This is a genomic window from Paenibacillus ginsengarvi, assembly GCF_003626695.1.
Taxonomy (GTDB): Bacteria; Bacillota; Bacilli; order Paenibacillales; family NBRC-103111; genus Paenibacillus_AB; species Paenibacillus_AB ginsengarvi.
The window spans coordinates 1-25,885 of record NZ_RBAH01000051.1; the positions used below are offsets into that span (position 1 = coordinate 1).

The following is a 25,885-nucleotide window of genomic DNA, read 5'->3' on the forward strand; positions in this document are numbered from 1 at the left end:
CACTATTACAACAATCACAGATACCAATGGGGGTTAAAAAAGATGACTCCTGTACAATACAGGAATCATCTCTTAAGTCCGGCCTAACTCTTTTTTTCTATGTGTCCTTGACTAAGGGACCAGTTTAAAGGTCCCAACTCTCTCTTATTCGGAATCAAGCTAAAATATATTTACTGATAAACATTTCCTGCGCCTTTCACTGAGTCTCTACCGGTATTTGTAAATCTGAGTTTATAATTACTCCCGAGGGGTACTCCGGTAACAAGTTCCGAGAACCAGGTCCCAGTTTCTAAATACACGATATCAACAGTTGCTTGACCTTTATAAGTGAAACCAGAGAATATGCTATATGTTCCAACTTCATAACGCATTCCGATACTCGCCTGAAACCCTGAACCAACAGCTTCTTGCCAACCATGTAGTGTAACTGTGGTAGGGTTAGTTACTTCAAAAGGTTAATGATTACTATTGTAAATGCTTTTAAATTCTTGAACAAAATCAATCGGCAGCATAGGGTCATCAGAAACGGCTACTAGTTGAAGCTCTTTTAACCAGTTCATTGATTTGTCATCCAAATTTGACACATCGTTTGCTTGATGAAAATAAACATACAGCAATGCATACCGAAGTTTAATAGAATCTAATCATACTTTAAAACTGCCACCAAGCTATTTCCGAAGCTCCCGTTTGACGAGCGAAGCATGCTCCAGAACAGTTGCAAGCGGAGTATCGAAATCGTATTCCAAAATGGACCGATACGCATGCTTCTGACTTCTCAGTGCCTCCCAGATCGGCTCCCATTCGATCGTACCGCCTCCGATCGGCAGATGCAGATCGTCAATTCCGTCATTGTCATGCAGATGGACCGCACTTAATCGTTCCCCCAATCGACGAATGAGTCCCGGAGTATCCCAGCCGTTGATATGGGCATGACCGACGTCGACCAGCGCAGAAATCGTTGGGATTTCTTCGAATAGCCGGACGAATTCGTCCTCATCGAACAAGGCGAATTCATGGAAGCCTACATTCTCCACGGCCAAGTCGATGCGGAGCTTTTGGGCCACTTCGCCCAGCCGCTTCAGGTTGTCGATCGATCGCCTTTGGGATTGCTCACGCATGAACAGCCGGGTGGAATACAGGCTCGGATGAACGACCATTTGTTCTGCTCCGATATGAGCCGACCATTCCAGGCACTCTTTGTACACCTCATAGGAATACTGACTGATCATTTCGAACCGGGCTGAGGCCAGATTCAGCTCCCAGATTGGGGAATGCACGCTAATCGGGCCCTTGTGGCCCTTAAATCTCTTGAATTCCTCATGCCAATTCACAGGTTCGTCCCAGTTCGGTCCGTCCATCGGGAGCTCCAGCCCTCCCGACCAAGCGTCCAAAAGCTCTTTGCAATCATCAATCCGTTTCATATACGGCAGTAAATTAATAAAGACCGTCATCGTTTCCCTGCTCTCTAATTGAAATAGTATCGCCGATTCCAATAAATTACCCAAAGCAAAACAAACAAAGGGCAATATTCCAAAAGATTGTTTGTTTTCAAGATCAGAAACAGCTAAAGGAAAATTGTCCTCCAGCTATTTCTGCCGTTACTTCTATTTTTTTTCAGCAATCGCTTTGTTAGCTTCTTCCTCTGCTTTGGCCAATGCCGTTCTTGGGTCGGATATTTCCCCGGACAAATATTTACCGGCATTTCTATCGAAGGCCTGTTTGGCGAGGTCATCATACTGAGATGGGGCATGAGGATCCAAAAATTTACCTTTTAGCATTCCTTGCACATTCTTCCCTTTTAGAATCTCTCTCCCGCTGCCGAATAATTTATCGAGATTATCCAATTTTACAACCGGCAAATCAAAGTTTGTCGCGGCTTTGGAAAGTACTTCGGGATCTGTGGCAAGATAGGTGATTACCTTGAATGCGTCCTCCGGATGCTTGCTAACTTTGCTGATGGTGTACATTTGGGCTCCGATTTCAAAGTAACCGTCGTACCCTTCAAATTTCGGGTAGGTGACCACATCCCAGTTCAGACTTCCTCCCCCGTCCACTTTCTTTTGTACTGCATTAATAATATCGGCCGTCCACCATGGAACCATAGCTGTCTGGCCGTCGACGAACCGATCGATTAGATTGTTCTGTAATTGATTCCCAGTAATACTGTAAACATCGTGCAGCATGTTCAGCACCCTCAGCCATTGATCCGTATTGAAAGCCGCTTTTCCTGTCTTGGGATCAATCAAATTCAAGGCCATGCCCTTTCCGATATTCGTATGGCTTCCGCTGTACTGCAGCCCCAAATATTGTGTCGAACCGTCTTTACGTGTCACTTTCTTGATAAGCTCCATCGTTTCTTCCCAGGTCATTCCATCCTTCGGATAAGAAACACCGAATTTATCAAAGATGTCTTTATTGTAGAATAGGCCGAAAGCACTTTTTGTAAATGGCAGTCCATCCAGTTCCCCTTTGGTCGAATAAAGCTCTGCCGCACTGATTGCCGGGGCTTCAATTTGCTTCAAATCAAACTTATGTACTTTGACCAAGTCTTTCAAGTCCAAAAGAAATTGCTTATCTGCCAATATCGGCAATCTCGTATCTCCGGCAATCAGGATGTCCGGAATATCTCCCGTGGCAATGTGTTCATCCAACTCTTTCTCCGAGTTCATTTCAATATACTCAAGGGTAATGTAGGGAAACTTCTTCTCCACAAAAGGCTTGACGTAATTCTCGAAATAATCCTTGCCTCTGCCCGACATAAATTTACTCCATTTCAATGTAACGGGGTCGGGCTTTTTCATGTCCGGACCTGTTGCTCCGCTTTGGCCTGTTTCCCCTTTTGAAGTCTGGGAAGAACCGTTCCCCGAGTTGCTGCATGCAGCGGTAATAAGCAACATCAAGCACGCTGATACCAAAATTGACCTCTTTCGCCTTTCCAATTGAAAAACCTCCCCTAATCATTAAAGTACGTTTACCTGTCTGTCGCTTACAATGCCTTCGATGGGATAGCCCCCATTTCGATAATCAAATCGATGAGCGTAATCAGTTCGGCAGAGGCTCCGCTCTTCATGTTCTGAGCGCAAGAATCATGCCGCTGAATACTTCGCGAATGACGTACAGCATCTCGTTGCCCTTCTCGGGCGGGACACCGTACATGGATAGAATGATTCCGCCGTTTTGCGCCGTGGTCTCCGTCAAACTTTGTCTGACATGATCGTCGAGGCTGGCCTAAAAAGTTTTCAATTTCGTTTACAAACTCTTAACAAAGAGAAAGCGCTTCCTTTGCATCCCGTGAAAACACGAAGCTCATCGCAAGCTCCGCAATTTGGTTTCGTGTTTTACTTCTTTCGTGTACAATAGAAGATCATATTGTTTATTCTCTAGGGTACTGAGCGGATTCAGGAGTTAATTACCACTGAAATGCCCCGTCTTTCCCACTCGCGATTCGGAATAGCTACGGCTGCTGCTGATTAACGTAATTCCTTTCTCCAGCACATCCCGCGTATTGATCGGAACGCGCACCTCGGTAACGCCCATCAGCAAAAGAACGCCTCCCGGATTAGACAGCTCGATCGCCTGGTTTCGTACTTTCGCTAAACCGCCCGACCATGCAATCCACCGCAATGTCAACGCCCGCCCCGCTCGCGAAATCATAACTTTGCATTCATCGCCCTGCCGGCAAACGAAAACTCGCTCAGCTTCTCTTCCATCGCACCGAAAGCTTGCAGCCGGTCGCCGTTTTAGCCGTAAACATGATGCAGCATCGTAGCAATCAAATAGCCGACCGACCCATCGCCGAAAACCGCTGCCCGGGAACAGGCTCTTCGCTGCGAACGATGTACCCGGTTCTCTTCGATCCTCCCCTTGAATAAGTCGATATGCGCGCGATCGCACAACGTTATTTCCTTCCTCGAATATCACCTCCTCTCAAGTTGCCCCGGCGAATCTGTTGCCTTACGCCGTCACGGACCTTTACGCCTGCATCGCGGAACGCTCTTACCTGTGCATCGGAAGCTTCGGCTCCCGTAATGAAAATACACCGAATCCGATCTTTTAAGCACATGGAGCGTACCCAGCACTTGATCGGTGAACATCCCGTTCAACATGAAGCTGGCATGACTCAGTAGTCCCCCGTCACGATGATGGTAATGCCCGGCGCGTCCCGCAGCTCCGCAGCAATGTTGATGTCGTCTGTCACGCCGTTTTTCCGATCCGATGCTTCTGTCGATCTGTTCATAGACCCTTTCCGAGAAGGAGGCTTCTATATTTGCCCCTTGATCGACGACGACCCCTCCATACGTTCTCCGAAGAAGCCCTTCAAGCCCGATCTCTGTAAGATCCTGCCGATGTTCGCATCATGAACTTGAAATTCCTTCGCCAGATCGGCCACATGACAATCCGCTTCTGTTTCGCGTGCTCTACGATGCGCATTTTGTGTTCGACTGCCAACATAGGCTGTATTCCTTTGCGCAATAGATTGGAGTAATTGTTCATTTACACTCGTTCGTGTCCAATTTTTAAGATTAGCTTAGCTCACGAAAATAGCGGTGTCAACAAATTTTTCACCCGAATATTCGCAGTCATATTACATTTTTTTTACAAAACCAATAAAACAAACGCGTTAGCAAGCTTTACAAACATTTGAAACAGAAACGCGCAACGGTATATTGACAAAATAACGCGCAAGACATTAACATTTTGTTTGTAATATCGCGCGTATATGAATCACATTAAACTTTTTTTGCGTAAATTATGTGAGGAGGTAGTTGAAGAATGAGTGATGAAGTCCGTTCTCCACAACGAGAGCCCGCTGCAAATCGACCGATTAGCAGAAGAAAGCTGCTCGCCACGATGGGTATAGCCGGTGCAGCCGCCGTCTTGTCAGCGTACGGGAGCAGCGCCGGTGCCCAGGCGGAGAGCGTGTCGGGGGCCACTTACGGAAAATCCGGCAAGCCTTCTCAGAAACCGAAAGATTTGATGGATTTATCCTACTGTATTCCGGTTACGATTGCCGAACTCAGACTAAACGACCAACCCTCCTCTTCCTTCGCTTACTTTATTACCGACTGGGAGCAAGAAGGCTTCTTTTTTTACGATCCGGCCGATACGCAAACGGCGGACAATACCGGTACCGTTCTCGTAAGCGCTTCAGGAGCCAGGTATAAGCGCGCAGTCGATGCTTATACCGTAAACGCCAAATGGTACGGCGCCAAAGGAGATGGCATCGCGGACGATACGCTCGCCCTGCAGTCGGCTCTGAATGAAGCGCTTCGCTGGCCTGCCGCTAACGTAATCGTTCCTGCGGGCACCTACCGAATGACGGCGGAGCTTTACATATTTAAAAACACCCACCTGAAGATGGATGCGCAAACGGTCATTCTCCGCGGTCACGACGGCAACGTCATCCGCAACTACCGGAAGGACGATATTTTCTACGGATACGGCGGCAACGGCAATATTACGATCGAAGGCGGCATACTCGACGGCAATGCGACCCGGCAGCCTCGGGTTTGCAACGGCATCGCGCTTGCTCACGCGGAGCACATTACGCTCAGAAACTTGACGATCAAGGATAACCAAAGCGGACATGCGGCGGAGCTGACCGGAGTCCGTTACGTAATGATCGAGTGCTGTAACTTTATCGGATGCATGTTTACGACTCAGAACTACGTTGAGGCCATTCAGCTCGAGCCCGCATTGATAGGGGGATTCGCCGGCCAAGCGGCCGACCATACTCCTACCCATCACGTTACGGTAAAGGATTGTTATTTCGGACCGAGCGGAACGCCCGGTACCGTTCCGTGGCCTTGTGGCGTAGGAGCGCACGGCGCTTATCCCGATGCTTATTTCGATCACATCATCGTCCGGGACAACGTCATGGAGCAGTCGACTTATTGGGCCATCCGTCCGTTCAAGTGGAGAAACTCCGTCATAGCAGGCAACCATCTGAAAAAGGTGAACGGGGGCATGTTTGTATCCACACCGTCGGCAACATCGGCCTCCTCGAAAGACGACAACGGCGTTTATCATCCGGTTCAGCCGGCTAGCACGATCATCATCGAGCATAACGTAATGGATACCGGCACCAATAACGGCATTTATGTAGAAGGTTTTCCGGAAGGCTGCGGCGAGAAAATCATTATCGCAAACAACATATTCAAGAACCTGGACGGCCAGGGAATCAGCCTGCGGAGCAATCACTGTATCGTCACCGGCAACCTGATCGAAGGCGTCAAAAAGAATGGCATTTATGTGACGGACAGCAGCAACGTCATCGTTGCAGACAACATCATTCGGGATTCGAACATGAGTGGCATCCAGGCTAACAATTCGAAGCGGGTCGTCATCACGGACAACTCGATCACGAATGCCGGGCAGACCGGAGACAGTACCTACGACGGCATCGCGCTTACAGGATCGTGTGCGGAAGTCCGGATCATCGGCAACGTCCTGCGTACCGAATCCGGCAAAAAGAAGCTGCGTTACGGGCTAAACGTCGCCGCGGCCGTTACACTGCTTACCCGCCTTCAGAACGACCTCCGCTGTGGAGCGGTAAGCGGCAACCTGCAGGACTTGTCAGCCTCACCGAATACGTCATATGTGGATTTGATATAGCAGGGCGATATTTAAATAGCAAAAAACAAGTAGCCCGGCAGAAATGCCCGGCTAATTGTTTTTAAGACCTATTCGTATAACACTCTTTACGGCGCAGAGTTTACGGTTGATCACAAGTGGAATGACTAACACAATAATTAGTTCACTGGCTTTGCAGGTTATAAACTTGCAAAGCCTTTTTAATTATTTGGAGGAGGTTTCAACGGGAAAAATAGAGCCAGAAAAACAAAAAAATGCGTTTCTTAACCTGTTATAATGGCTATATAAAACATTCAAAAAGGCCGTCGATTCGACGACCTTTGACCTACATTCGTCCGGAAATTATTAAAAGATATCGCCAAAAGTGGCGATTTTTTTATTCTCAAATCCGAGCCGCCGGGAATGGTATAAAGTTCTTGTCATTTATGACATCAAGTTCTGGTTTATTTCATGTCGGTTGACAAGAACCTTATCCCATAAATGACAAGAACTTTTTATCCCATTCCAGTCACGAGAACAAATAAAAAATGCTTCGCTATCGGAAGCATACTCCAGCAATGCCTGCCAGTCGTCGTGCCGAAAGCTGCGAATGATAAGTCTCTCTGTTGTCACAAGCATGATTTCCTCCAAACTTTGGGCTTTCTTCAAACATAACATGCTTCCTCCTCATCCGAACGGAAAATCCCGTTTCAACGAATCTTTCTTTCAGTAGACGTAAGCCTCGCAGCACTTGCAGCACATAAGAAGGGGCTGCCCCTGTATACAAGGACAACCCCTTCGTCTAGCCATAGCCAATAACGGTTAACAGCAATCATGCCGCGGCCGCCTTCAGTCTGCGCTCCTCCGAGCTATTCGATCACCCGCAGCGCATCAAAATGGATATAAAAGTTGCTGGACGCAGGATTTTTTCCTTGATCCGCTCGTATCGTATGAGATGAAGTCCTTCCGTCACGTTCCCGTATCAAAGATGATTTCTTGCGCCTTCCAGCTGGCGCGGTAATTGTCCACCGTGCTGTGGTACACCCCGTCAATATAGATCGCCGCCTTGCCGTGCGTATTGAACCGCACGCCAAGCAATTGCGCCCTGCCCCTATAGAATGGAATCTCCGCACAAGCTCCATTCGACGTCGCCGTAACTGCGCTGCTGCCGATTAGTCGGTCATCATTGCGCGTCGTCGTCCATGTCCCGGAATAATAGACAACCGGGTCGCCGATCACGGAACGGTCTTCGACGCTGCCTCCGTGCCGGTCAAGGTGCTTAATTCTAAGCATAAAATAAACCAACTCCTGTGGAAGTCGGCTTTATCGTATTAGGATTCCAAGCTAAACAGCTTGCTGAGAGGTATCTGGAAATCCTTGAAAACGTTCGACAGCACATTATCCTGCTCCGTAAACAATTCCCGTACTTGATACAATCCATCCTGCAGCGCATACACATGGACCGTGCGATTACCAGGATCGACGATCCAATATTCCTTGACTCTATATTTCTGATAAAGATTGAACTTCTCATTGAAATCCTTAAGCGCAGTTGATGGCGACAACACCTCGATAATCATCGCTGGCGCCCCATGGCAACCGTTTTTGGAAATCTGACTCTTAGAGCAAACGACAGACAGATCCGGCTGCGTCACATGATCGGGAGAATCATATTGATCACTTTCACTGAAGAACACATCGAACGGCGCAACAAACACAAAACAGCTCCGATTCTGAAAGTACGTTCGCAGTGCGAAATGCAGCTCTCCAACGATGAACTGATGCAGCGCATTTGGAGCCGGCGACATATTATAGGCTTTGCCGTTAATTAATTCCCATGCACCGTCCCAGGACAACCAATCTTGATACGAATGCAGCTTTTTCTCATCTGGATTCGACACCTGAATCTACCTCCTTCGGGTTCCGTTACTTCAGTCTACAGCTTGCCTTGTCTTATTTGCTTAATCACTTCATCTGTCGTATAGTTTTTACCTTGCTAAATATCCTAGTCGGATTTTCGGTCAATTGCTGCATGTCTAAGTCAGAATCATGTACATGAATAACTCGTTCGCATGGGGTCAGCATCATTTACGATCGCAACCTACTTCGATGTTCGTGATCATTTATGGCTGCTAATACCTGAATTATAACATAATTTTCAACGTAATCTCATGCTTCAGGCACTTACGATTGGAAGAAAGCATATGTCATCCACTGATTCAAGAGAGTTCGATATTGTTATAGAACAGGCCGTAAAACCCAAAACAAAGGATGTGAAAGAGTTGATGAGTGGCCTTATTTCCCCTTAATTGTGTCAATCTTCTTGTTAATTTGTTCGTCCAAAACTCTAAGCGCGGTATTTGTATCATACTCTCCAAAAATATATTTACCGTGCACATCATACAATTCATCCATGCCCTGGCTCCGGTATATGCTGTAAGGATCAGAAGCGATAATCTTATTTTTAAAGATCGCCTTGAGATTTTTGTCCTTCACAGAATTCATGTCCGCGGCGTATTGCTCTTGCATAATCGGATTGGCGAGTGGAGAAACCACTCCCAGCTTTCTAGCCGCCAATAACTGTATGTCATCCGAAAGAAATGTTTCGATCACCCGGAAAGCATCATCCTGGTGTTTGCTCGTTTTGGTAACTCCTATAATAAAGCTGTCCACAATTCCCCCTACATTCGGTTTATCCGGATAATAAGGAGCCTGAGCCATATCCCAATTGACATTGGAATTGGCCAAATTTGAAAATCGATTTACCGCAAAATACATGGCCAAATTTTTGTCTTTAGTAAACTGATCGAGCGCTTTATTACTTACATCTTTCGGACTTGCAGGCATATTGCCCGGGATAGAGTAAAATTGTTTGGACAGTTCAAAAACCCGCTTGTATTGCTCATTTATAACGGAAGCACGATTCGTTGCGGCGTTTACCACTGTCACCCCAAAAGGATCCGCAAGACGTTGAACCTGGTCCGTTTTAAACCCTTGATAGGAAGTACCCCCGTACGTCCGGCTAACCTTCTTGGCTAACTCCACCGTGTCATCCCACGTCATTCCGTCTTTCGGGAAAGGAACGGCGAGAGTTTGAAAAATATCCTTATTGTAATACAACGTGAAAAACTGCAGATAGTAAGGCAAGCCTACGAGCTGACCGTTTGCATTGTTTCTGATCGCCTCAAGCACAACAGGTTGGAATCTCGATTCAGCCATCTGGTGTTTTTTTAACAAAGGCGTCATATCTTCAGTCAAATCCATTTGCACCATCCTGCCTACGGTCACATGAGCTGTCGCGAACAGGTCGACACTTTTCCCTTGCGCAATCCATTCATTTACATCTCCTTTTACTTGTTCAACCGTAATGTAAGGATACTTTTTTTTCAGCGGATTCGCCAGCAACTCATCCCAGTTATCGGAAATGATGGACTGGGACGACAAATACAGTGTAACCGGTTCCGGCGGTTTCTCAGCTTCTACACCTTGTTTATTCCCGAAGCTGCATCCGTTAAGCCAAATCCCGAACGCAGTAATGGGCACAACTATAACGACAAACCTTATTTTCAAGCTGTTCAATAGACTCTCCCTCTTTTCTGTTATGTTTAGATAAATCTTCAAAAATTTACTTATTGATTAAGTAAATATTGGATACGTTATCCGATTATTGATCGGATAAACCGCTCGGCCATTCCGCAGCTGCTGCGGCGCCTGAGCTTCCGCCGCCTTCCTCAAAGTAATAAACCACTTTCCCTCCCTGAATCGTTACCACAGTTCGTTTTTATACGTTTTCATTCAAAGATACGATGACAATTTACGGTTTCATGACAGTTAAGCGCTTTCAATCCTCCTTTACGTCCCCCGCTTTATTATAGATAGGTCATACTACGGACAAGGCCGGAAAAGCAACGGTTCGCAATGTTGTTGCAACCCCATTACTTAAAAATATGGACCGTAATGCAGAATATGCATGCTACCTTATCGTTTGAAATAATGTTTCAGCGCGCGCCGAACAAGGATGAGCGCTTCATTTAACGGCAGTCTCGATAGTGGCGCATTTCGCTTTCTTTCCGGCGGAACGTCCGGCATTTCCGATACGAGTGCGGCCAGCATGGAAAAGCTTGATAAACGACGCCGCGGGCAGTAACCGAATCTGCACCCGGTAGCCCTTCAAAGCCAAGCAATGGCTGAAGCGGCATCCAGTTCGGCATCGAGTGCAAGTTGTACAGCAGCGCCTTCCGTTCGATAATTTTGGCCATCGCCCGAGCGACAGTTCCGCTAATTTCGCTCTCCAGCAAAAGGTCTACACCGGCGATACAAATTAGACATTGGCGTTGGCTTGGATCGTAGAGGCCCGCGATCGGAGTTGTTATCGGAATGCTGCGGAAAACGCCATCGTTTCGTCTGTAAACGGAATGCAGGAGCAAACGTGACAAGCCGGTCTTCTTTCCACAGTCCGCTGAGTGCGCCCGGATTGACGTTACACAAAGTGCGGATCAACTACTCGAAACGGACTCTCCCGGCACATAATTCGACTGGCTGTGCAAATATTGCACATATAGCAGCTCAGCTCGCTCCAGCTTATGCTCTTTGCATTCCCACAAAAGAAGGCTGTCATCCCATCGAAAGCAAAAAGGTGCGGACGAAATCGTTTTCTTGCAAATACGATTTTTCGAAAGCCAGCTCCGCTTTTTTGCTGGGAAAGTCACGTTCTCGGGCATTCGCCGCCGCAGATCGTCGAACGTCCATTAACGGACGGAATCGTGAAACGACCAGTTTTTTTCTTGGCAAGTGACGAACGGGAGTTGGCAAGATTCGCGAAAGCGTTCGGTGGAGATATCCTCCTGAAGTATAAACTGCAAAACGTCCTGGTCGAATCGCCAAACTTCCATAGCAACTGCGCCGATAACGATACAGCCTCCCGACCGTCGGAAAAAACAGCCAAGGAGGCTACCTATATCTTTTACAACCAGCTCATCGCCGCAACCGAAGCCCCGGCGGAAACGTTGCCGGAAAGCGCCGCGGAGAGCCTAATCGTATTGCCGGCTATTGCCGAAATGACGGTCCACTGCGTCGTCCGGTCTTCCAGCAGTACAGCAGCCGCATCTCCGGTATTCATCCCTGCGGCGCTTGCAACCGTCAAAGAATTCACCCCTGCCCCATAGGCCGCTGTGGTCGTCGTATCCGCTCTGCCGATGCACATCCAGAAGCCGCTGCCGTCGCTCTTAGCGATTGCCTGACCGGCTTGGGCGAACGTTTTGTACGCAGTTGATATGGTCGCAAAAAAAGAACTCTTCAATAAGTCAGCTTCTACTCTTGACGAGATCAGTCCAAGAAAAACTAGGGAAAACAGTAATACCTTGCTCACCGGTGCAGGACGATCTTGTGATCGACGATTTCAAATTGCTCCTCGACCTTCAGTTCGACAATCTCCTTCATCATCTGTCTGTATTGGAGCGGGGACATTCGTTCCCGGACGGCGAAGCGTCGACTTAAATAGTGGACGCTCTGGAAGCCGACTTTGGCGGATATTTCGGTAATCGACAGGTCCGTATGTTTAAGAAGCTCCTTCGCTTCGCGAATCCTCCAATGATTCAAATACTGCATCGGCGACATCTGGTACCGTTCGCAAAACACACGGCACAGATGGGCGCTGCTAACGGTCAGTTTCCGGGCCAGCTCCTTCAAAACAATTTTGCGGTCGTAATTCGTGTGGATATACCGGATCGCCCGGCCAGCCAGGTCCTCCCCTTCATCCGCTTGCGAAGGAAACAACTTCGCGGACGGCTCCCGTTCCAGGGGATGGGCCGGCACGTTCGGATCCGCCTGAGTTTCCGCCGGGGATACATCGCTGTATAACCGCCTTATATTCAAGATGAACTCGATAAAGTTCGCAGTTATGATTTCTTTGTATTGCGGCCGGCAGTGGAGCGCCTCGTCCAGCATCCCTTCCAAAATCAGCTTGATCTTCGCATGCGGTGCTTCCGTCTTCAGCGACAAAGTCTTCAAGCAAGATTCCAGCATGGGATCCCCGACAAGCACCTTCACCTCGATCGTGCAGAGCGGATCGGATTCGTCCGAGCTAAAGCCGTGATTCGTACCCGGCGGAATCGCGTACATGTCATATTTACTCATCTTGTAAGAGGTCTCGTTCGCCTTTAACGTTCCGCTGCCGCCGACCACGTACAGGATATGATGGAAGTTATGGCAGTGTTCGACGACACGGCTTTCGTACTTGTACTTACACCTGGATAGGTAAAGCACTTTAGTCGACTGAAAGCTCATTCCCATCCCTCTTTTCCCCATCGATCCGCTTGTCGCATTCCAGACGCGCGCATCCGGCGCCAAAGCTCGGCTTACATACCCGACATCTCCCTCTCCAGTGCCGATAATTTGTCGACCAGCTTATCGCACAGCTCCTCTTCGTCCAACACCCCTGCCCAATACGCTTTTAGTTGTCCGGCCAGTACCCGGTTAAGGCGCCACGGCATGTTCAGTTCACTATGCAAACGGTAAGAAGCGACAATTTCACGGTACAAAGGATATCGGCTCGGCAACGGAACGGTCGGTTCTATGGGCGCCTCCAGCTGCTGCAGCGCCGGGATGCTGGTCGTATAAGAACGAATCAGCTGCTGAGCCCGCTCGGAGCCGAAATACCCGATCAGTTGAAGGGCCGCTTCCTTGTTGACCGACAGTCGGTTCATCCCGAAACCGATAGCGACTACTAGCGTCCGGGGCTCGTTCATATAAGGAACCGGCGACAAATCGTAGTCAAGGCTGGCGCTGCGGAACTCGTTCAGCCCCATATAGCTGGTGAGAATCATCGAAACTTTACCTTCATTGAACAAAGCCATTATTTCTTCATTGTTCTCGGATACATATAGCGGGAAGATATCGGGATCGTGGATAATCCGCTTGCCCAGCTTCATCCCTTCCAGAAGCTTCGTACCGCGGAGATCGCGCAGCCGCGTCCCGTCCCATTCGAACCTGCTGCCGCTTTGCAGCAAAAATAGCGGCCAACGGTTTTCGGAGAGGAGATGGAAGCAGAAGCCGAGCCGGTTTCCAGATCCAGACAGTTCCGCCGCATTTCTCGCCAAATCGTCCCACGTCCAGCCGCCATGCGGTTCAGGCAGCCCGCATTCCTTAAAATGCGACCGGTTGTAGCAGAGCACAATCGGTGAGAAGATTGCCGGCAGCACGTACTGCCTGTGGCCTGATCGGAAAGCCTCATTTAGAAAAGGAAACGCTCCGTCCAAACCTTCGAGCGGCTCCAGTTTCGTATGCTGACCGCTTTCCTTCAGCTCTTGAAACTGAGTGGTGTCAAGCGCAAATACATCCGCCGGACGGCTTCCAACTCCGCCTTCAAACTGAGGCAGATCGGAGTAAGGAACGATCTCGACCCGAATCCACGGATGCAATCGGTGGAAATCGTTCAACAGCGCCCTCAGGCTGAAGTCCCTCTCGATCGAGTTCGTACATGCCAGGATCAAAGTTTCTCTCGTACGCTGAGCGATTACCCGGTTGCCGACACGGGGAATTTTCTCGATCAGACCGTCTTCGACCAGTTTCTCCATGCCTTTGCGCACCGACTTGTTGCTAAGTCGAAACCGTTTCGCGAGCGCCGGCTCCGGAGGCAGGAAGGAATTGGCCGGATAGACGCCGCTCACAATGTCTTCGCGCAATTGTTCCGCCATGATTTCCAGCTCAAGCTGGAACTGCTTATTAGTTGGTTTTGCTTTCATTCGGCCCGACACCCCGTTTTCGAATCTAACTCCTCTTTGTTGTAGTTCCCATTATGTCAATTCAATATCGTCGTAATGTTCATAAGTCGTAATCACACAGATAAAAATACGAAAATGTCTACTTGCTAACTCAGTATAAGACACCACGAAACCGACGTCAACGTTATTTATGTACATCAGAGTAGTTAATTTATGAAAATATGGACATCAGAACATATAGCCTCTACGGAATACAAAAAAGGACGCTCCTGGCCCCTGGGTGTACGTGCCTCTTATTCCCTAATCGGTTTGATCGGTTATCCGGGAACCTTCAAAAATATAACAGCACGAGCCCGGGAACAAAGCTCCCGGGCTTTAACCTAATAACGATTATTTTTTTTGCGAAGCCGTATAGTCCTCCAGCTGCTTTTTGATTTCAACTGACCTTTCCAGGCCAGCTTTTCATACTCTCAAGTGCATCCTTCTAGGTGGATTCGAAAATGTCGACCAATCCGCGCATCTCTACTGAACGCGCCTTTTTTGAAATCCGGTTCGATCTTGGCCAGTTCGGTCTTGATCGGTTCGGCATCAAGCGCAAAACCAGCGATCAGGGATTTTTAAACGAATCTGCTATACTCGCGAACTGCTCCAGTTACTTGGCGCTCTCCGGGAAATCCTCCGGGTAGCGGATCATGGTACATTACTTTCTGCTGCTTAAGTAAGTATCAATATCTTTATTCGCCTTCTCTTCGGCTTTCCGCAAAGCGGTGTTGACGTCCGCTCCTTCGATAATGGCGATCGGAGCCATGTCCAAACCATCCCAGGCTTGCGATTCGTAAGCGGTCGTGTTTGGAAGCTTGCCGAACGGATATTTGAATACAGCCGACGTGTTTTTACCTTGTAGCAGTTGGAGCTTCGTGCCGAATTGCTGCTGGATCGATTTATCCTTCAGTACGCTGATTCTTCCGTGCTGAGATAACAGCGTTTGCACATCCGGCGACGTGACGAGGTAGGAGATTGCTGCGATCGCCTGCTCCTTATGCTTACCGGCGGCGGACGCCAATAAGTAGATCGGTTTAGTCGGCCCTGATGTAAGGGGCTGATTGGAGGAGTACGGCATAGCGGCCATGTCCCAGTTAAGTGCGCCGCCCTCTTGGGCGATCAATCCGTAAGCCGCCCCCATCCATTGCGGGTATATGGCGAGACGTTTCTCTTTGAAGAAGTGTTCGTGAGTGATCTTATTGTCGATGCCCAGATCGACCATTTCCTTCATTAGCGATAGAGCCCGTTTCCAGCCGTCGGACTGCAGATCGGCTTTTCCCGTCTTGGCATTAATAACGGGCAGCCCTAACTGAGAGCCGAACGTGTAAAGGTCACCCCATCGATAGCCCAAATATTTAATGCCCCCTTCCGATCGGGTTAGCCTCTTGACCAGGGCGATCAGATCCGTGTAGCTCATATCGGTTGTTGGAGCGGGGATCGCGAATTGCTCGAAGATATCTTTGTTGTAAAACATCATATATTTGTCCATGTACAAGGGAAGTCCGTACAGCTCGCCCTTGGCCCCCAAAGCCCGTACACCCTCGAGTGGGCTCGCTTCCAATACATTCAAATCCACCTTGCTCGCCCTCAGTGCTTCGTTCAGATCGGACGGATATTTCAGATCGATAGCAGTCGACAGATTGGAATAGTCGGTAATAACGAGATCGGGTAAACTTTGCCCTGTGGAGATCAGATCCGGCAGCGACGCGCCGGGTTTTACATCGACAAACTCGACCGTGATATGCGGGTATCTCTGCTTCACGGGAACGGATATAAACTGCTCCACCGCTTCTTTCGCTACCAACGTATTAAACCACATCAGCTTCAAAGTAACCGGCTCCGAATTCGTTTCCAGAGTCTTGGACGGGTCCATGCGGTTAACGGGATCTTTATTCGCTGAACTGCAGCTCGCCATCGTGGCAATGAGGAGTACAAGCGATACCGCACCCACCATCTTCTTCCTGAACGAGATCATCCTTGACCACCCTCCAAAAACCTCAACTGAATAACCGATTGTTCTACGTGTACAATCCCTGTTTGCCTAACAGCTAGCCTGGCTGCTCCCTCCTCCAATATAGTACCTCCTCTGCTGACTTACAGTTCACTATCTTTCATATTCGTTGGATGAAAACGCCATCATAACACCCTCCTTAGGCCGATCCGGGATAGACGCACTTTATTGCCTACTTTCATTGTATAAAAGTTTGAAAAAGGATTCTTTAGAAAAACCCGTATATTTTTTGTACGTTGTTGATCTGCAGACGACTTCAGCCGCGGTCGAATGCGACCGCGGCTGCACAAACGAAAACAGCGCCCGTCTGTACCGCCAGCGGACGCCATTACTTATTAAGTTTCATGTTCACAACCGGAGCGCATTGCGTTACGTTTAGTTGGTTCCGGGTTGTCACTCCTCCACGATGTCACAAGTTGCGGCGATGTCTACCTGATCATTCAAATGCTCGAATCCCCCGGAGTGCGTTCCCGCCATACCTCCGCAGCCGATCAATCCAAGACGAATTTACTCATGAGTCTGATCCTCCCCTATGGGGGTGCAAGTGATCAGATCTGCTACAGGTATTTCACGGATGTCGCCAATTCACCACCCCCTTAGCACCTTCGGTGTTTGAAGAGGGCGTCCTCTCGGCGATATTGATAGAAACCTTCTTTTTTTGTACGCCGTTGACGTACTTCCCGACAACGGAAACACCTTCCGGGACCGTAAGCTTCATTTGTTCGTTGGTGTATTCGAAAATAATTGTCCCTGCAGGTATCCGGAATGTCAGCTTCACTTCCCGAAGCGATTCTGGCAGACGGGGAGCGAATATCACCTGCTTCCAGCCTGCAGCGGTCGGTTTGATTCCGATAATATGTTCGATCAGCACCGGAATGGGTGCGCTAGCCCATGGGTGGCACAAGCTGGCGTTTGCCTTCAGGTCTTTGGACCACACTTCGAAGCAAGTCGTCGCCCCCTCGTTGACCATCGTCCTCCAGGAGTGGTGATCGTCGGAAGTGATCAATTCATAAACGAGTTCATATTCTCCTGCCACGGCAAGAGCTTGCAGCACAAAATAAGCCATGTACACACCACAGCTCAATCGCTTCGCGCGCATTAGAGCTACAACAGTTTGTACGGCATCTTTCGGAACGAGATCGAATAGAAGCGGGAGCGCATTGGCATGAAGCGAGGAATGGCCCGAGCCTTCGGCATCGACGAAAAGCCCCGTCTCCTTGTTGTAAAAAACTCTAATGAAAGCCGCTTTCACATTAGCCAATTCGGTGAGCAGGCTATCCGATTTTACGCCGTGTACGATTTCCTGGATATCGGCTACCGTGTTCATGGCTCCGTAGTAGAAGGCGTTCAAGACATTATGGCAGCCCTCTCCAATCGGATATTTCAGATCGAATTCATAACCGTCGCGCATCGTTTCTGGCCAATCGACTAGGTTCCACTTGTCGGAAACGCACGCAAGCAGACCGTCCTCCCTGCGAAATTGGGCGAAGTGGTGCAGCATATTCTCGGCAACGGGAAGCATTTGTTCAAGAAATTCCAGATCTCCGCTCAGCTTATAGTACTGCAGCAGCTGAAGCGGCCATTGGAACGAAAAGTCGGCAATTTCCTGCATGTAACTCCCGGATGCGACGGCCATCATACCCGGACACACACGCGAAGCTAGCAAGGCGAAATCGTGAAGCGATTTGCGGAACAGACGCAGATCACCGGTGAGGTAAGCATGTGCATGCGTAATGATCGTATTGTCTCCGAGGTACTGCCCCTTCTCACGGGAAGGACAATCCACATATGTTTCCTGGGAGCCGAATTTGATGCCGTTTCGGCATATGGACCAGATGGCGTTCAACATAGGGTCGGACGATTCGAACAAGCCCCCCCCCATCATCCATCGGGTAATGCCTGACAACGGCCGAGAAGCTCCCCATATCGAGCGATACGCCCTTCTCGGCGATCACCTCCACATATCTGAACGCTTTGTAATCGAACAACTCGAGTTCATCGTCCGCACGGCCCGATAATGTCCAGAAATCCTGATACAAACAGTTGCACCGCATCTCGTATCGGACGCGACCGTTATCAAGTAGCTCTTCGCCGCAGCGGATCTCGACGACTTGCCCTTCTTCGCCTCTCGCCCTAAGACGAAACTGTCCAGTGATTTCATGCCCGAAATCAATCCGGTACAAGTTTCCCGCTAATTCCGTCACATGCGAGGGCGGTATGTCATACACTGCGAGCGGCGGCGTAGGCTGCAGAAATAATTGGTGATCGTCGTTCTTAAGAACAGCGGCCGCGCTCCAGTCTGAATCGTCGAATCCAATCTCACGCCAGCCGTGCGCTTTAAGACGATTGTCAACATGCTCCGCAAACTGCGTGTCGTATGCAATCACGCTGCCGTTACCATACTCCTCTGTTATCCGGTATTTCCACGAGCCGTCCGTTATGACCGCGGCTTGACCGCCGATGGTCAATTCGGCAATGAAGCCCTGACGGTAATCTCCGCTGTTATAGGCATGACTGATTAACCCATGATAATAAACATGTACCGCGATTGCATTCAAGCCGCAATTTAGAAAGGACGCAATTTCAAATCGATTGTAATAATAATGAAAAGCGTTGCCTTGCGCCGGACCTTGTCCGACGAAGCAGCCGTTGACGTATACTTTGTAATAGTCGTCGCCGGTTATATCCAGACAGGCACCCACCAAGGATATACTCCCGTCCAGTGTAAATTCCTTCCTTGCCAGCATATGACGGTTTTGCAGTTCCTCCCTGTGGCGGTAACTCCGATCACGGTTATTCAGTTCCTTATGGTACAGATCAATCGGAGGCAGCGCAGCGAACTCGCGATCCGTAATCCATCGGGCCGTCCATTGCTTGTCCATGTTCCTCTCCCCGGCTGCAGTCTACAGCCTATGGATAATATCGATGGCCTTCTCTTCATAGGCCGCCTGCCATTCGGGCGCCAGCAAACATTCCGTTACCTCATACCCGCCCAATTCGTAATGGTACGCCGGAGCGGCGTAATGCATGTACCCGTTTGAGAAAGCGGCGATAAACGTATGTTCATATGGCGATGATTGCTTCAGCTTCAACCCTACTTCAACGAGCAGCTCAGCAGGCGCGGTAATAAGTACGCAATCTCCGATTTTGATCCCTTGCACCTCGGCCGGAATATCGGGTACGCCGGCTTTGTCGTTGAGCATCTTGTGGAACTGCATCGTCGCGATATCTTCGTTAATGCGGATCAATTTCTCCATGGTGTGAATATTCCTCAAATAAATGTCGATATTTTCCCGATTGTGGGCGTCCATCGAGGTTAGTTCCTTGGAGCCGATACGGGCTTCCTGCAAGTACCGGTACGCATAATCCGCCGGATATTGCGGGTTCAGGGCATATTTCATATAAAGCGGTAGGAATGTCTTGAAGTTCAGACATGTACTTCTGAGCGTCGCCAGCAGCTCGTTCTGTTCCTGCAGTCTTGCTTCGATCCGTTCGGGAATATCGGTTTTTCTCGGCAGCTTGATCGTCTCCGACAGGACACTTAATTGCGCTTCCCTAGTCTGGATCTTTCTCACCGCTTTCAAGGTGCTTAAACCGAGCAAAGTTCCGAGCGGTTCGCAGTTGCGAGGCCGGTTGACGTCTTTGAAATACAATTCAAGGATATCTCCTCCAGCCCCTTGCAGGAACAAGGCCATCGCCCCGTGGCCCAAATTCTCCTCGATGACTTTGGAGGCGAATCCCGGGAAGTTGGCCGTAACCCCGCGATCCGGAACGCCGATAAGCAGATGGCTGGCGAAATTGTAGACGACCGCAAGCGGGCTGCCATCTATCCGGTCGATCCGCAGCACGCCGATTTCAGGATCGATAGGTCCCACATCCGCTACATCCTCGTCGCTCGGACAAGGGTGGGCGTAACGGATCGACCAGTGTTTGCCATTTTTCATTTTGAGATTCCGATTTACACTGATCCGGTCTTCATAACCGATACCCCAGCCGACTTTGACCTCTGTCATATGGAACATCGCTTGTCTCACGGCCTCGAACGTCCGGTTCACTTGTTCGGCGTCGTCGCACAACAGCCTTCCCTGCGGGTGCGTATGAGAAGCGTTAACAAGCACGTTGCTCCCTGGAATGTCCAACTCGTTCTGAATGCGACTACGCAGTTTAGGTAAGAAATCGTCCTTAACATCGCCCAAGCCGCCGATCGCCAGAGCGTCCATCGCCAAGATGACCGCTTTGGTCGTACCATCGTCCAGTACAAGCGCCTTGGCATATAAAGGATCGCTAATCATTACCCCTTCCACGTTTGTGGTTATTTCAACCTTGGCAACACCTGCGCATAATTTCATATTTCAGCACCCTCCTGTTCTCATGCATCATTCCTGCCATTTCCAGAACCATTATATAGGGGATCATCATGGGATTCTTTAGTAAAAAGCTGTTTTTTTTTGTACGCTGTTGATGTGTTGCGCTTGCGATTCCACTCCATACCCACTCCCCGCTTCATTCTACTTCCGTGCTCCCGGTAACACCCTAACGGACTTAGCTACAAAAAAAAGACCCACTTTACGGGTCTTTAGACTGTAGAAAAAGTGCATTTTTATTATTATGAACCTCCCCTACTTACGCTTCGCTAAGAAGTAGGGGTTTCTTACCAGCCACACCGTTACTTTCTACAAGCAAACAGGTTGGCTGCCCTTTAGCCTTCCAGAACGTGTTATTGCTGGACAAGAAGCATTCCTCACCGAAGAACCGGGGCGTCATATTACCGACCGGAGTCGTGATGGGCGAGGAGTTCATCTATCCGTTCCAAGGCATGGAAGGGAACTTCATCCGCGCCGGTGTTCCGCCAACAAGCCCGTCTTCGTCGTCGACGCCGATCAGCTCGATCCGCGAGTTCGTCACATAATCAGCTACATCGAACATCCTGCTGGAGGGTGTGGGTACTCAGGCCTATGTTTGGAGACCGTTTCTCTCTCAACCCATTCAGGTCGAGTCCATTGCGGCTCTACGGTTGCAGCAGCCTGCATAAAGTATTCTTGGAGTCGAGCCCGCTTCCTCAAGCGCCTGAGCAAATCCAGAAAACCGCACATTCTCGTGGAAATCCTGGATCGGCTGGTTTTTGCGTTCTTGAGTCAGTCACATCCCTTTACCCCCCTGTTCGTCTTATAATCGCCGTTAGCCCAGAAGAAGACGTTAAGATCTAACGACCGAGCTAAGGTTCGCTTGCCGCAGGACAGAGCCCGGGCAACGGAATTTAGAGATGAAGGAGCAAAGTAAATGCGTCCCGCCATATTTATCGTACCTCCTACTTGCCCTTAGCCTCTTTGGCTGCCGTAACTTTCTTGTCGATGTCTTCCCCCCATTTTCTCAATGCCGTATTGATATCCTCGCCGTTCTTTAGCATATTTTCGAAAAAGGTCGATCCAGAGTCGCCAGTGATCACAACAACGCCGGGAGCACGGGGCTTAGGCGCATCCGCATAGTTGTTGTAATATAGGGAATTGTACACATTCTTTCCTTCCAAACCTGCAATGCTCTGTCCTACCACTTTCTGCACTTCATTGTTAAGAAGCGGTGTGCCGTACCCTTTTTTTGATAGATAGGTTTGTACTTCATCCGACAAAAGAGAGGCAATAACCTGAAAAGCTACGTCCTTATGCTTCGACGCTCCCATTAGATACAAGGAATACGTGTTCGGCTGAAGGCCGACCTTCGGTTTCTCATTGAAAGCCGGGGCGGCGATAACATCCCATTTCAAGTCCTGCGCCTGCTGGGGCCACAGCGTCAATTTCTCGGAAACGTGTACGACCATCGCCTGCTTCCCTTTCGGGAAATCGTCCACAGCGGTGTATGGATTGCCAGGGATTTCGTAAAACCGTTTAAAATTCTGGAACAATTTCTGCCACTCCGTGGAGGCGCTTACTTTTTCTTTAAGTCCCGTCGCATCGAGCACGTCAGCTGATAATTGATTATATCTAAACATCAGTCCGTTATGAGCGGCAAGTCCGACATATTGTACACCCTCGGAAGTACGGGTCATTTTTTTCGTCATATCGTAGACGTCGTCCCATGACATTCCATCTTTCGGATAAGAAACTCCGAACTGATCGAACAAACTTTTATTGTAATAAGTTATAAAATTTGTTATGGTGAAAGGCAGCGCGTACAGTTTGGAGTCGCCTGCATAGGCTTTGACCTGCTCGATTAAGACCGGATTGATGCGACTTAGGTCAAACTTATTCTTTTTGATCGCATCTTCCAAATTGTAGGCTAACCCGTACTCTAAATATCTGGCGCGAACATTGATGCTGGAATCAAGGATGATATCGGGTATTTCCCCAGCCGCAACGAACTCTTCAAGATTCGGCTTATGCACTTGTTCAATAGTAACATAAGGGAATTTCTGTTTGATAAATCTTCCGATTTCGTCTTCGAAGTTGGCTTCCTTGCCTTTGGCGTAATTGTCGTTTTGCATTGTATAAAACTTCAGCGTAACTGGTTCCTGCTTGATTGCAGTCTGTCCGTCATCGGACATTTTTTCTTTTGTAGCCGCACATCCGGCCAACAAGGTTACGGTCATAATCGATATCAAAGACATTACAATCGGTTTTCCCATATTAACCCCCGCTTATTGTTGTTTTTGAACCATTTTCATAGTAAACGCTTCCGATTTTGAGTTACCGGTAACCTTAAAGCTATAAATGACTCTTGAATGCGGATCCTGGACTTGTATTCAGCAATATAGATCGGTTATAACATTCGTGCCGTCGTTTTGATACTATCCGGCTCATCTCGTTTATCCTCCTTTCGAATCGCTTCATTGCTATATGTCTGAACTAAATTATATAATAATTAAAGCGCTTTTATTATAGCGTCGTTGCCCTTAATATATAACAATCTTGCTTAGCTTGGAGGACTTCGGATGATTTCGGTGAAGCATTCCTATCAAACGATCGCCCACTCGCCTAGCGAGATGGCCAAAAAAATGTTATTTTTCGTTCAAGACGTCGGCTGGTTTATCTGTGCGCCTGATTATCACATGAAGCGGACCTTCTATTATTACCAACTCAAGTATGTCGTTCGGGGGACAGGTTATTTGATATGGCAGGGACGCAAATATAAGCTAAGGCCGGGTGAAATGTTCTTCCTTGATTTGACCCAAATGCATCAGTATTATGCGGATCCGGACGATCCGTGGGAACTGCTGTGGTTTCGTTTCGGAGGAGTGACGGTCTTGGATTATTACCGGTTGCTCGAATGCTCCCGGCCTCCTGTATTTCGATCGAGGAATCCCATTGCGATGAGGGGCATGTTTATGAATCTGTTCAATATGTTCAAACTGCGCCCGTTCGGGCTGGAAATCGCCGCCTCGTCTCTCATTACGCAGATTATATCGGAGATCGTGATTACAAAGATGGAGAACGACGGGGATCAGCCCCTTCATTTGTCACCCATGTATCCGAAAGAAGTTCAACAGGCGCTCGGTTACATAGAGAAACACTTTTCTTCCCCAATCAAGTTGGAAGAAGTTGCGGATCATATTCATTTGAGTCCGTACTATTTCTCCAGAATATTCAAACGCTCCACCGGCTATTCGGTCATGGAATACGTTATTAAATATCGGCTGACACGGTCCAAGCACCTACTCATGTTCACGAAGCTGTCCAGCGGTCAAATTGCACTGAATGTCGGATTTTGCAGCCACAGCTACTTCACGAAAATGTTCAAGACATATGAAGGAATGACCCCCAAGGAGTACCGTAAAAGTATACAATAATTGCCCCATTCAATCAGGTAGGAGGCACTAGCATTCCTGTGGAGCGTTAAGTTTCCGCTTTGCAAAAAAACAAGCGCCTAATATTGGAGTGCGCAACGTTAAAATCACATCATCCCAGGAAGACGCTCTTTCGCCGCGCCGGTGCCGCTATCAAGGATGTGGATTTGCGCTACCGATGAAGCGATTGATTATGCCCGAAACCAAGGCGCCACCTCTGTTATACACTAAACCACGCTCATAATGATGATGTTCTAAAAGTAAACAATAAACTTGGATATCATCGTCAACTAGGGAAATTCATAATATCTAGAGAAATCAGGTGATGCTCAGCAGTAGAATTAATGATTAACACCGAATCACAAGTGGGTGACGGATGTGACTCAGTACCGCGTGGGAGAGGGCCGATTGTACCTGTGGCCATTAAACATCTTTGCACCACCGAAATCGTCGCCTATCACATCAGCGCACGCAACGACAACGAGCTGGTTCTGGAAACGTTTAAAGCTGCTTTTGAAGCGCAAAAAGACGCAACTGGACAGCTCCCCGGATTGATCGTTCACAGCGATCAGGGGTTCCAGTACACGTCTCATGCCTACCACGATATGCTGCCTACGGTTGGCGCCTACGTCGCCTATAGATTTTTGAGGGGGATTGAGGAATTCTTTTTACATGGAATTCGCCCCTCAGAATGGATTTGTTGCCTCGACAACAACATTTTCATCTTGAACGAATTCCTTTCTTTTTTCCAAAAACCTCGATTTTTTAACTAAAGACTCTCTCCAGCGATACTGTCATATTTTCCAGTACGATTACGGGAATTAGATCCCCCTGGCTGAATGCTTCACCATCGTCATATCGCCGCTCCTCCTTGAGTGTGTAAACCATGACGATCTTCTCATGAGGGTAAACGATCCAATACTGTTTTACTCCGACTCGTTCGTATAGCGCCTTTTTTGCAGTCGTGTCAAGTTTGAGCGAAGAGGGCGAAATAATTTCCGCTATCAGGTCAGGAGCCCCCTTACACCCTTTGTCATCCAACTTTTCAGGATCACAAACGATTGACAAATCCGGCTGAACAACGGTGTCTATTTCCTCGTCCAGTTCATTTCCTTTAGGGAGCCTAACATCGAATGGGGCTATATAAGGTCTGCATCGTTTTCCGCGTAGGTAATTAGCGAATTCATTGTAAAGATTTCCGAGTATTTCTTGGTGAATTCGGGAAGGCGCTGGAGTCATCGCATAAACATGCCCGTCAATCAGTTCCACCCGTTCCCCTTCGGCCCATTTGGAATAATCCGCGTACTTGTAGTGACGATGCTGCATCGGCATGCTCATTCTACTATCACTCCCGACAATTAGTATGGTGTCCGTACGTTGGATCGCTTTTTTCCGGAAATCCGAAACAGCAAACGATCCTTTCTTTTTCTGTATTATATCACATTGCAAAAACGTTATCCCAGCTAAGCCCAAGAGTGAATTGTCTCAAGTCACCTGCACCCGATAAAAATTCATACTCAGGATATGGCAGGTTTGGTAGGCTACTCCCCTCGTAGCTAATCCAATCGTTCCTGTTTGGGTTGTTTAATAAATTTACGAATCTCTGCCTGGTCTGCCCATGGATAAAGCGCATAAATTGCATGTCAAAAAGGCAAAAAAAGCCCTGCACATCCGCACATCTACAGGGCTTTGCGGCGGTTTCTGGTTTCGTGCCGTCCAGTTCTGCGCGTTTCAAAACGCGATCGGCACCCGATCCGTCTC

Annotated in this window: 24 protein-coding genes; 6 read left to right on the forward strand and 18 right to left on the reverse strand. The window is 48.6% G+C overall.

All coding sequences use genetic code 11. The annotated features are described in order from the left end of the window. Nucleotides 1-87: IS3 family transposase (locus D7M11_RS35180; RefSeq protein WP_147433559.1), on the forward strand; the 87-nt coding region annotated here is incomplete at its 5' end. 581 nt (nucleotides 88-668) lie between these two features. Here the strand turns inward: D7M11_RS35180 and D7M11_RS35190 are convergent. The 3 genes from D7M11_RS35190 to D7M11_RS37665 all read right to left on the reverse strand — a co-directional run bounded on the left by D7M11_RS35190 (nucleotide 669) and on the right by D7M11_RS37665 (nucleotide 3,624). After that, a complete protein-coding gene (locus D7M11_RS35190) occupies nucleotides 669-1,421 on the reverse strand; it encodes a sugar phosphate isomerase/epimerase family protein (protein WP_240041443.1) in 753 nt (250 codons plus the stop codon). A 183-nt stretch (nucleotides 1,422-1,604) separates the two neighbouring features. Continuing rightward, a complete protein-coding gene (locus D7M11_RS35195) occupies nucleotides 1,605-2,897 on the reverse strand; it encodes an ABC transporter substrate-binding protein (protein ID WP_193556363.1) in 1,293 nt (430 codons plus the stop codon). Between the two features lie 508 nt (nucleotides 2,898-3,405). After that, nucleotides 3,406-3,624: a hypothetical protein gene (locus D7M11_RS37665; RefSeq protein ID WP_240041444.1), complete on the reverse strand. Its 219-nt coding sequence runs from the start codon at nucleotides 3,622-3,624 to the stop codon at nucleotides 3,406-3,408. Between the two features lie 1,149 nt (nucleotides 3,625-4,773). On the opposite strand from D7M11_RS37665, the gene D7M11_RS35205 reads away from it, so the two are divergent. Further along, complete coding sequence (locus D7M11_RS35205) at nucleotides 4,774-6,615, forward strand: NosD domain-containing protein (RefSeq protein WP_120751947.1); 1,842 nt, start codon at nucleotides 4,774-4,776, stop codon at nucleotides 6,613-6,615. 402 nt (nucleotides 6,616-7,017) lie between these two features. Here D7M11_RS35205 and D7M11_RS35210 read toward each other — a convergent pair whose 3' ends face one another. The 9 genes from D7M11_RS35210 to D7M11_RS35245 all read right to left on the reverse strand — a co-directional run bounded on the left by D7M11_RS35210 (nucleotide 7,018) and on the right by D7M11_RS35245 (nucleotide 14,315). Next, nucleotides 7,018-7,242, reverse strand: a complete 225-nt coding sequence (locus tag D7M11_RS35210; protein ID WP_147433555.1) for a hypothetical protein — start codon at nucleotides 7,240-7,242, stop codon at nucleotides 7,018-7,020. A gap of 300 nt (nucleotides 7,243-7,542) precedes the next feature. Next, entirely contained in the window at nucleotides 7,543-7,866 is a 324-nt protein-coding gene (locus D7M11_RS35215; RefSeq protein WP_120751949.1) for a hypothetical protein, read from the reverse strand. 38 nt (nucleotides 7,867-7,904) lie between these two features. After that, nucleotides 7,905-8,474: a Uma2 family endonuclease gene (locus tag D7M11_RS35220; protein ID WP_120751950.1), complete on the reverse strand. Its 570-nt coding sequence runs from the start codon at nucleotides 8,472-8,474 to the stop codon at nucleotides 7,905-7,907. A gap of 394 nt (nucleotides 8,475-8,868) precedes the next feature. Next, a complete protein-coding gene (locus D7M11_RS35225) occupies nucleotides 8,869-10,152 on the reverse strand; it encodes an ABC transporter substrate-binding protein (protein WP_158607010.1) in 1,284 nt (427 codons plus the stop codon). A gap of 452 nt (nucleotides 10,153-10,604) precedes the next feature. After that, a complete protein-coding gene (locus D7M11_RS35230; protein WP_147433556.1) occupies nucleotides 10,605-10,871 on the reverse strand; it encodes a hypothetical protein in 267 nt (88 codons plus the stop codon). A gap of 316 nt (nucleotides 10,872-11,187) precedes the next feature. Next, nucleotides 11,188-11,322 carry a hypothetical protein gene (locus tag D7M11_RS37860; protein ID WP_275671767.1) on the reverse strand — a complete coding sequence of 45 codons (135 nt, stop codon included), beginning with the start codon at nucleotides 11,320-11,322 and terminating at the stop codon, nucleotides 11,188-11,190. Nucleotides 11,323-11,536: 214 nt separating this feature from the next. Beyond that, entirely contained in the window at nucleotides 11,537-11,872 is a 336-nt protein-coding gene (locus D7M11_RS35235; protein WP_120751953.1) for a hypothetical protein, read from the reverse strand. A 65-nt stretch (nucleotides 11,873-11,937) separates the two neighbouring features. Further along, nucleotides 11,938-12,858 carry an AraC family transcriptional regulator gene (locus D7M11_RS35240; protein WP_158607011.1) on the reverse strand — a complete coding sequence of 307 codons (921 nt, stop codon included), beginning with the start codon at nucleotides 12,856-12,858 and terminating at the stop codon, nucleotides 11,938-11,940. A 71-nt stretch (nucleotides 12,859-12,929) separates the two neighbouring features. Continuing rightward, a complete protein-coding gene (locus D7M11_RS35245) occupies nucleotides 12,930-14,315 on the reverse strand; it encodes an extracellular solute-binding protein (protein ID WP_120751955.1) in 1,386 nt (461 codons plus the stop codon). Between the two features lie 479 nt (nucleotides 14,316-14,794). On the opposite strand from D7M11_RS35245, the gene D7M11_RS35250 reads away from it, so the two are divergent. Continuing rightward, nucleotides 14,795-14,980 (forward strand): hypothetical protein, encoded by a 186-nt coding sequence (locus D7M11_RS35250; protein ID WP_120751956.1) that lies wholly within the window; start codon nucleotides 14,795-14,797, stop codon nucleotides 14,978-14,980. Nucleotides 14,981-14,994: 14 nt separating this feature from the next. Here the strand turns inward: D7M11_RS35250 and D7M11_RS35255 are convergent, their stop codons facing one another. From D7M11_RS35255 to D7M11_RS35265, 4 genes are all read right to left on the reverse strand, one after another. Beyond that, nucleotides 14,995-16,311, reverse strand: a complete 1,317-nt coding sequence (locus D7M11_RS35255; RefSeq protein ID WP_120751957.1) for an ABC transporter substrate-binding protein — start codon at nucleotides 16,309-16,311, stop codon at nucleotides 14,995-14,997. A 604-nt stretch (nucleotides 16,312-16,915) separates the two neighbouring features. After that, nucleotides 16,916-18,196: an alpha-L-rhamnosidase-related protein gene (locus D7M11_RS37670; RefSeq protein ID WP_240041445.1), complete on the reverse strand. Its 1,281-nt coding sequence runs from the start codon at nucleotides 18,194-18,196 to the stop codon at nucleotides 16,916-16,918. Next, nucleotides 18,114-19,229, reverse strand: coding sequence for a family 78 glycoside hydrolase catalytic domain (locus D7M11_RS37675; protein ID WP_240041446.1), 1,116 nt, complete (start codon nucleotides 19,227-19,229; stop codon nucleotides 18,114-18,116). Before D7M11_RS37675 ends, D7M11_RS37670 begins: the two co-directional genes overlap by 83 nt. Before the next feature lie 21 nt (nucleotides 19,230-19,250). Further along, complete coding sequence (locus D7M11_RS35265; RefSeq protein WP_120751958.1) at nucleotides 19,251-20,696, reverse strand: hypothetical protein; 1,446 nt, start codon at nucleotides 20,694-20,696, stop codon at nucleotides 19,251-19,253. A gap of 365 nt (nucleotides 20,697-21,061) precedes the next feature. Between D7M11_RS35265 and D7M11_RS37045 the strand changes: the two genes are divergently transcribed. Next, the gene (locus D7M11_RS37045; RefSeq protein WP_205127164.1) at nucleotides 21,062-21,256 is read left to right on the forward strand and encodes a hypothetical protein; all 195 of its coding nucleotides are present in this window, start codon (nucleotides 21,062-21,064) and stop codon (nucleotides 21,254-21,256) included. A 399-nt stretch (nucleotides 21,257-21,655) separates the two neighbouring features. Here the strand turns inward: D7M11_RS37045 and D7M11_RS35270 are convergent, their stop codons facing one another. After that, the gene (locus tag D7M11_RS35270; protein ID WP_120751959.1) at nucleotides 21,656-22,966 is read right to left on the reverse strand and encodes an ABC transporter substrate-binding protein; all 1,311 of its coding nucleotides are present in this window, start codon (nucleotides 22,964-22,966) and stop codon (nucleotides 21,656-21,658) included. Nucleotides 22,967-23,272: 306 nt separating this feature from the next. Here D7M11_RS35270 and D7M11_RS35275 point away from each other — a divergent pair, with 306 nt between their 5' ends. Further along, nucleotides 23,273-24,127: a helix-turn-helix domain-containing protein gene (locus tag D7M11_RS35275; RefSeq protein WP_120751960.1), complete on the forward strand. Its 855-nt coding sequence runs from the start codon at nucleotides 23,273-23,275 to the stop codon at nucleotides 24,125-24,127. Between the two features lie 341 nt (nucleotides 24,128-24,468). Further along, nucleotides 24,469-24,897 carry a DDE-type integrase/transposase/recombinase gene (locus D7M11_RS35280; RefSeq protein ID WP_120751961.1) on the forward strand — a complete coding sequence of 143 codons (429 nt, stop codon included), beginning with the start codon at nucleotides 24,469-24,471 and terminating at the stop codon, nucleotides 24,895-24,897. Here D7M11_RS35280 and D7M11_RS35285 read toward each other — a convergent pair. Next, nucleotides 24,890-25,462: a Uma2 family endonuclease gene (locus tag D7M11_RS35285; RefSeq protein ID WP_120751962.1), complete on the reverse strand. Its 573-nt coding sequence runs from the start codon at nucleotides 25,460-25,462 to the stop codon at nucleotides 24,890-24,892. The genes D7M11_RS35280 and D7M11_RS35285 overlap by 8 nt on opposite strands. Nucleotides 25,463-25,885 lie beyond the last annotated feature (423 nt).

What these genes read in the sequence shown, in the direction of transcription:
- D7M11_RS35215 (WP_120751949.1), bottom strand. Translation starts at nt 7,866, where the DNA reads ATGCTTAGAATTAAGCACCTTGACCGGCACGGAGGCAGCGTCGAAGAC.
- D7M11_RS35195 (WP_193556363.1), bottom strand. Translation starts at nt 2,897, where the DNA reads ATGTTGCTTATTACCGCTGCATGCAGCAACTCGGGGAACGGTTCTTCC.
- D7M11_RS35285 (WP_120751962.1), bottom strand. Translation starts at nt 25,462, where the DNA reads ATGAGCATGCCGATGCAGCATCGTCACTACAAGTACGCGGATTATTCC.
- D7M11_RS37860 (WP_275671767.1), bottom strand. Translation starts at nt 11,322, where the DNA reads ATGGACGTTCGACGATCTGCGGCGGCGAATGCCCGAGAACGTGACTTT.
- D7M11_RS35205 (WP_120751947.1), top strand. Translation starts at nt 4,774, where the DNA reads ATGAGTGATGAAGTCCGTTCTCCACAACGAGAGCCCGCTGCAAATCGA.
- D7M11_RS35250 (WP_120751956.1), top strand. Translation starts at nt 14,795, where the DNA reads ATGTCGACCAATCCGCGCATCTCTACTGAACGCGCCTTTTTTGAAATC.
- D7M11_RS37675 (WP_240041446.1), bottom strand. Translation starts at nt 19,229, where the DNA reads ATGGACAAGCAATGGACGGCCCGATGGATTACGGATCGCGAGTTCGCT.
- D7M11_RS35190 (WP_240041443.1), bottom strand. Translation starts at nt 1,421, where the DNA reads ATGAAACGGATTGATGATTGCAAAGAGCTTTTGGACGCTTGGTCGGGA.
- D7M11_RS35280 (WP_120751961.1), top strand. Translation starts at nt 24,469, where the DNA reads ATGATTAACACCGAATCACAAGTGGGTGACGGATGTGACTCAGTACCG.
- D7M11_RS35240 (WP_158607011.1), bottom strand. Translation starts at nt 12,858, where the DNA reads ATGAGCTTTCAGTCGACTAAAGTGCTTTACCTATCCAGGTGTAAGTAC.
- D7M11_RS37670 (WP_240041445.1), bottom strand. Translation starts at nt 18,196, where the DNA reads ATGTTGAACGCCATCTGGTCCATATGCCGAAACGGCATCAAATTCGGC.
- D7M11_RS35255 (WP_120751957.1), bottom strand. Translation starts at nt 16,311, where the DNA reads ATGATCTCGTTCAGGAAGAAGATGGTGGGTGCGGTATCGCTTGTACTC.
- D7M11_RS35265 (WP_120751958.1), bottom strand. Translation starts at nt 20,696, where the DNA reads ATGAAATTATGCGCAGGTGTTGCCAAGGTTGAAATAACCACAAACGTG.
- D7M11_RS35270 (WP_120751959.1), bottom strand. Translation starts at nt 22,966, where the DNA reads ATGGGAAAACCGATTGTAATGTCTTTGATATCGATTATGACCGTAACC.
- D7M11_RS35275 (WP_120751960.1), top strand. Translation starts at nt 23,273, where the DNA reads ATGATTTCGGTGAAGCATTCCTATCAAACGATCGCCCACTCGCCTAGC.
- D7M11_RS35245 (WP_120751955.1), bottom strand. Translation starts at nt 14,315, where the DNA reads ATGAAAGCAAAACCAACTAATAAGCAGTTCCAGCTTGAGCTGGAAATC.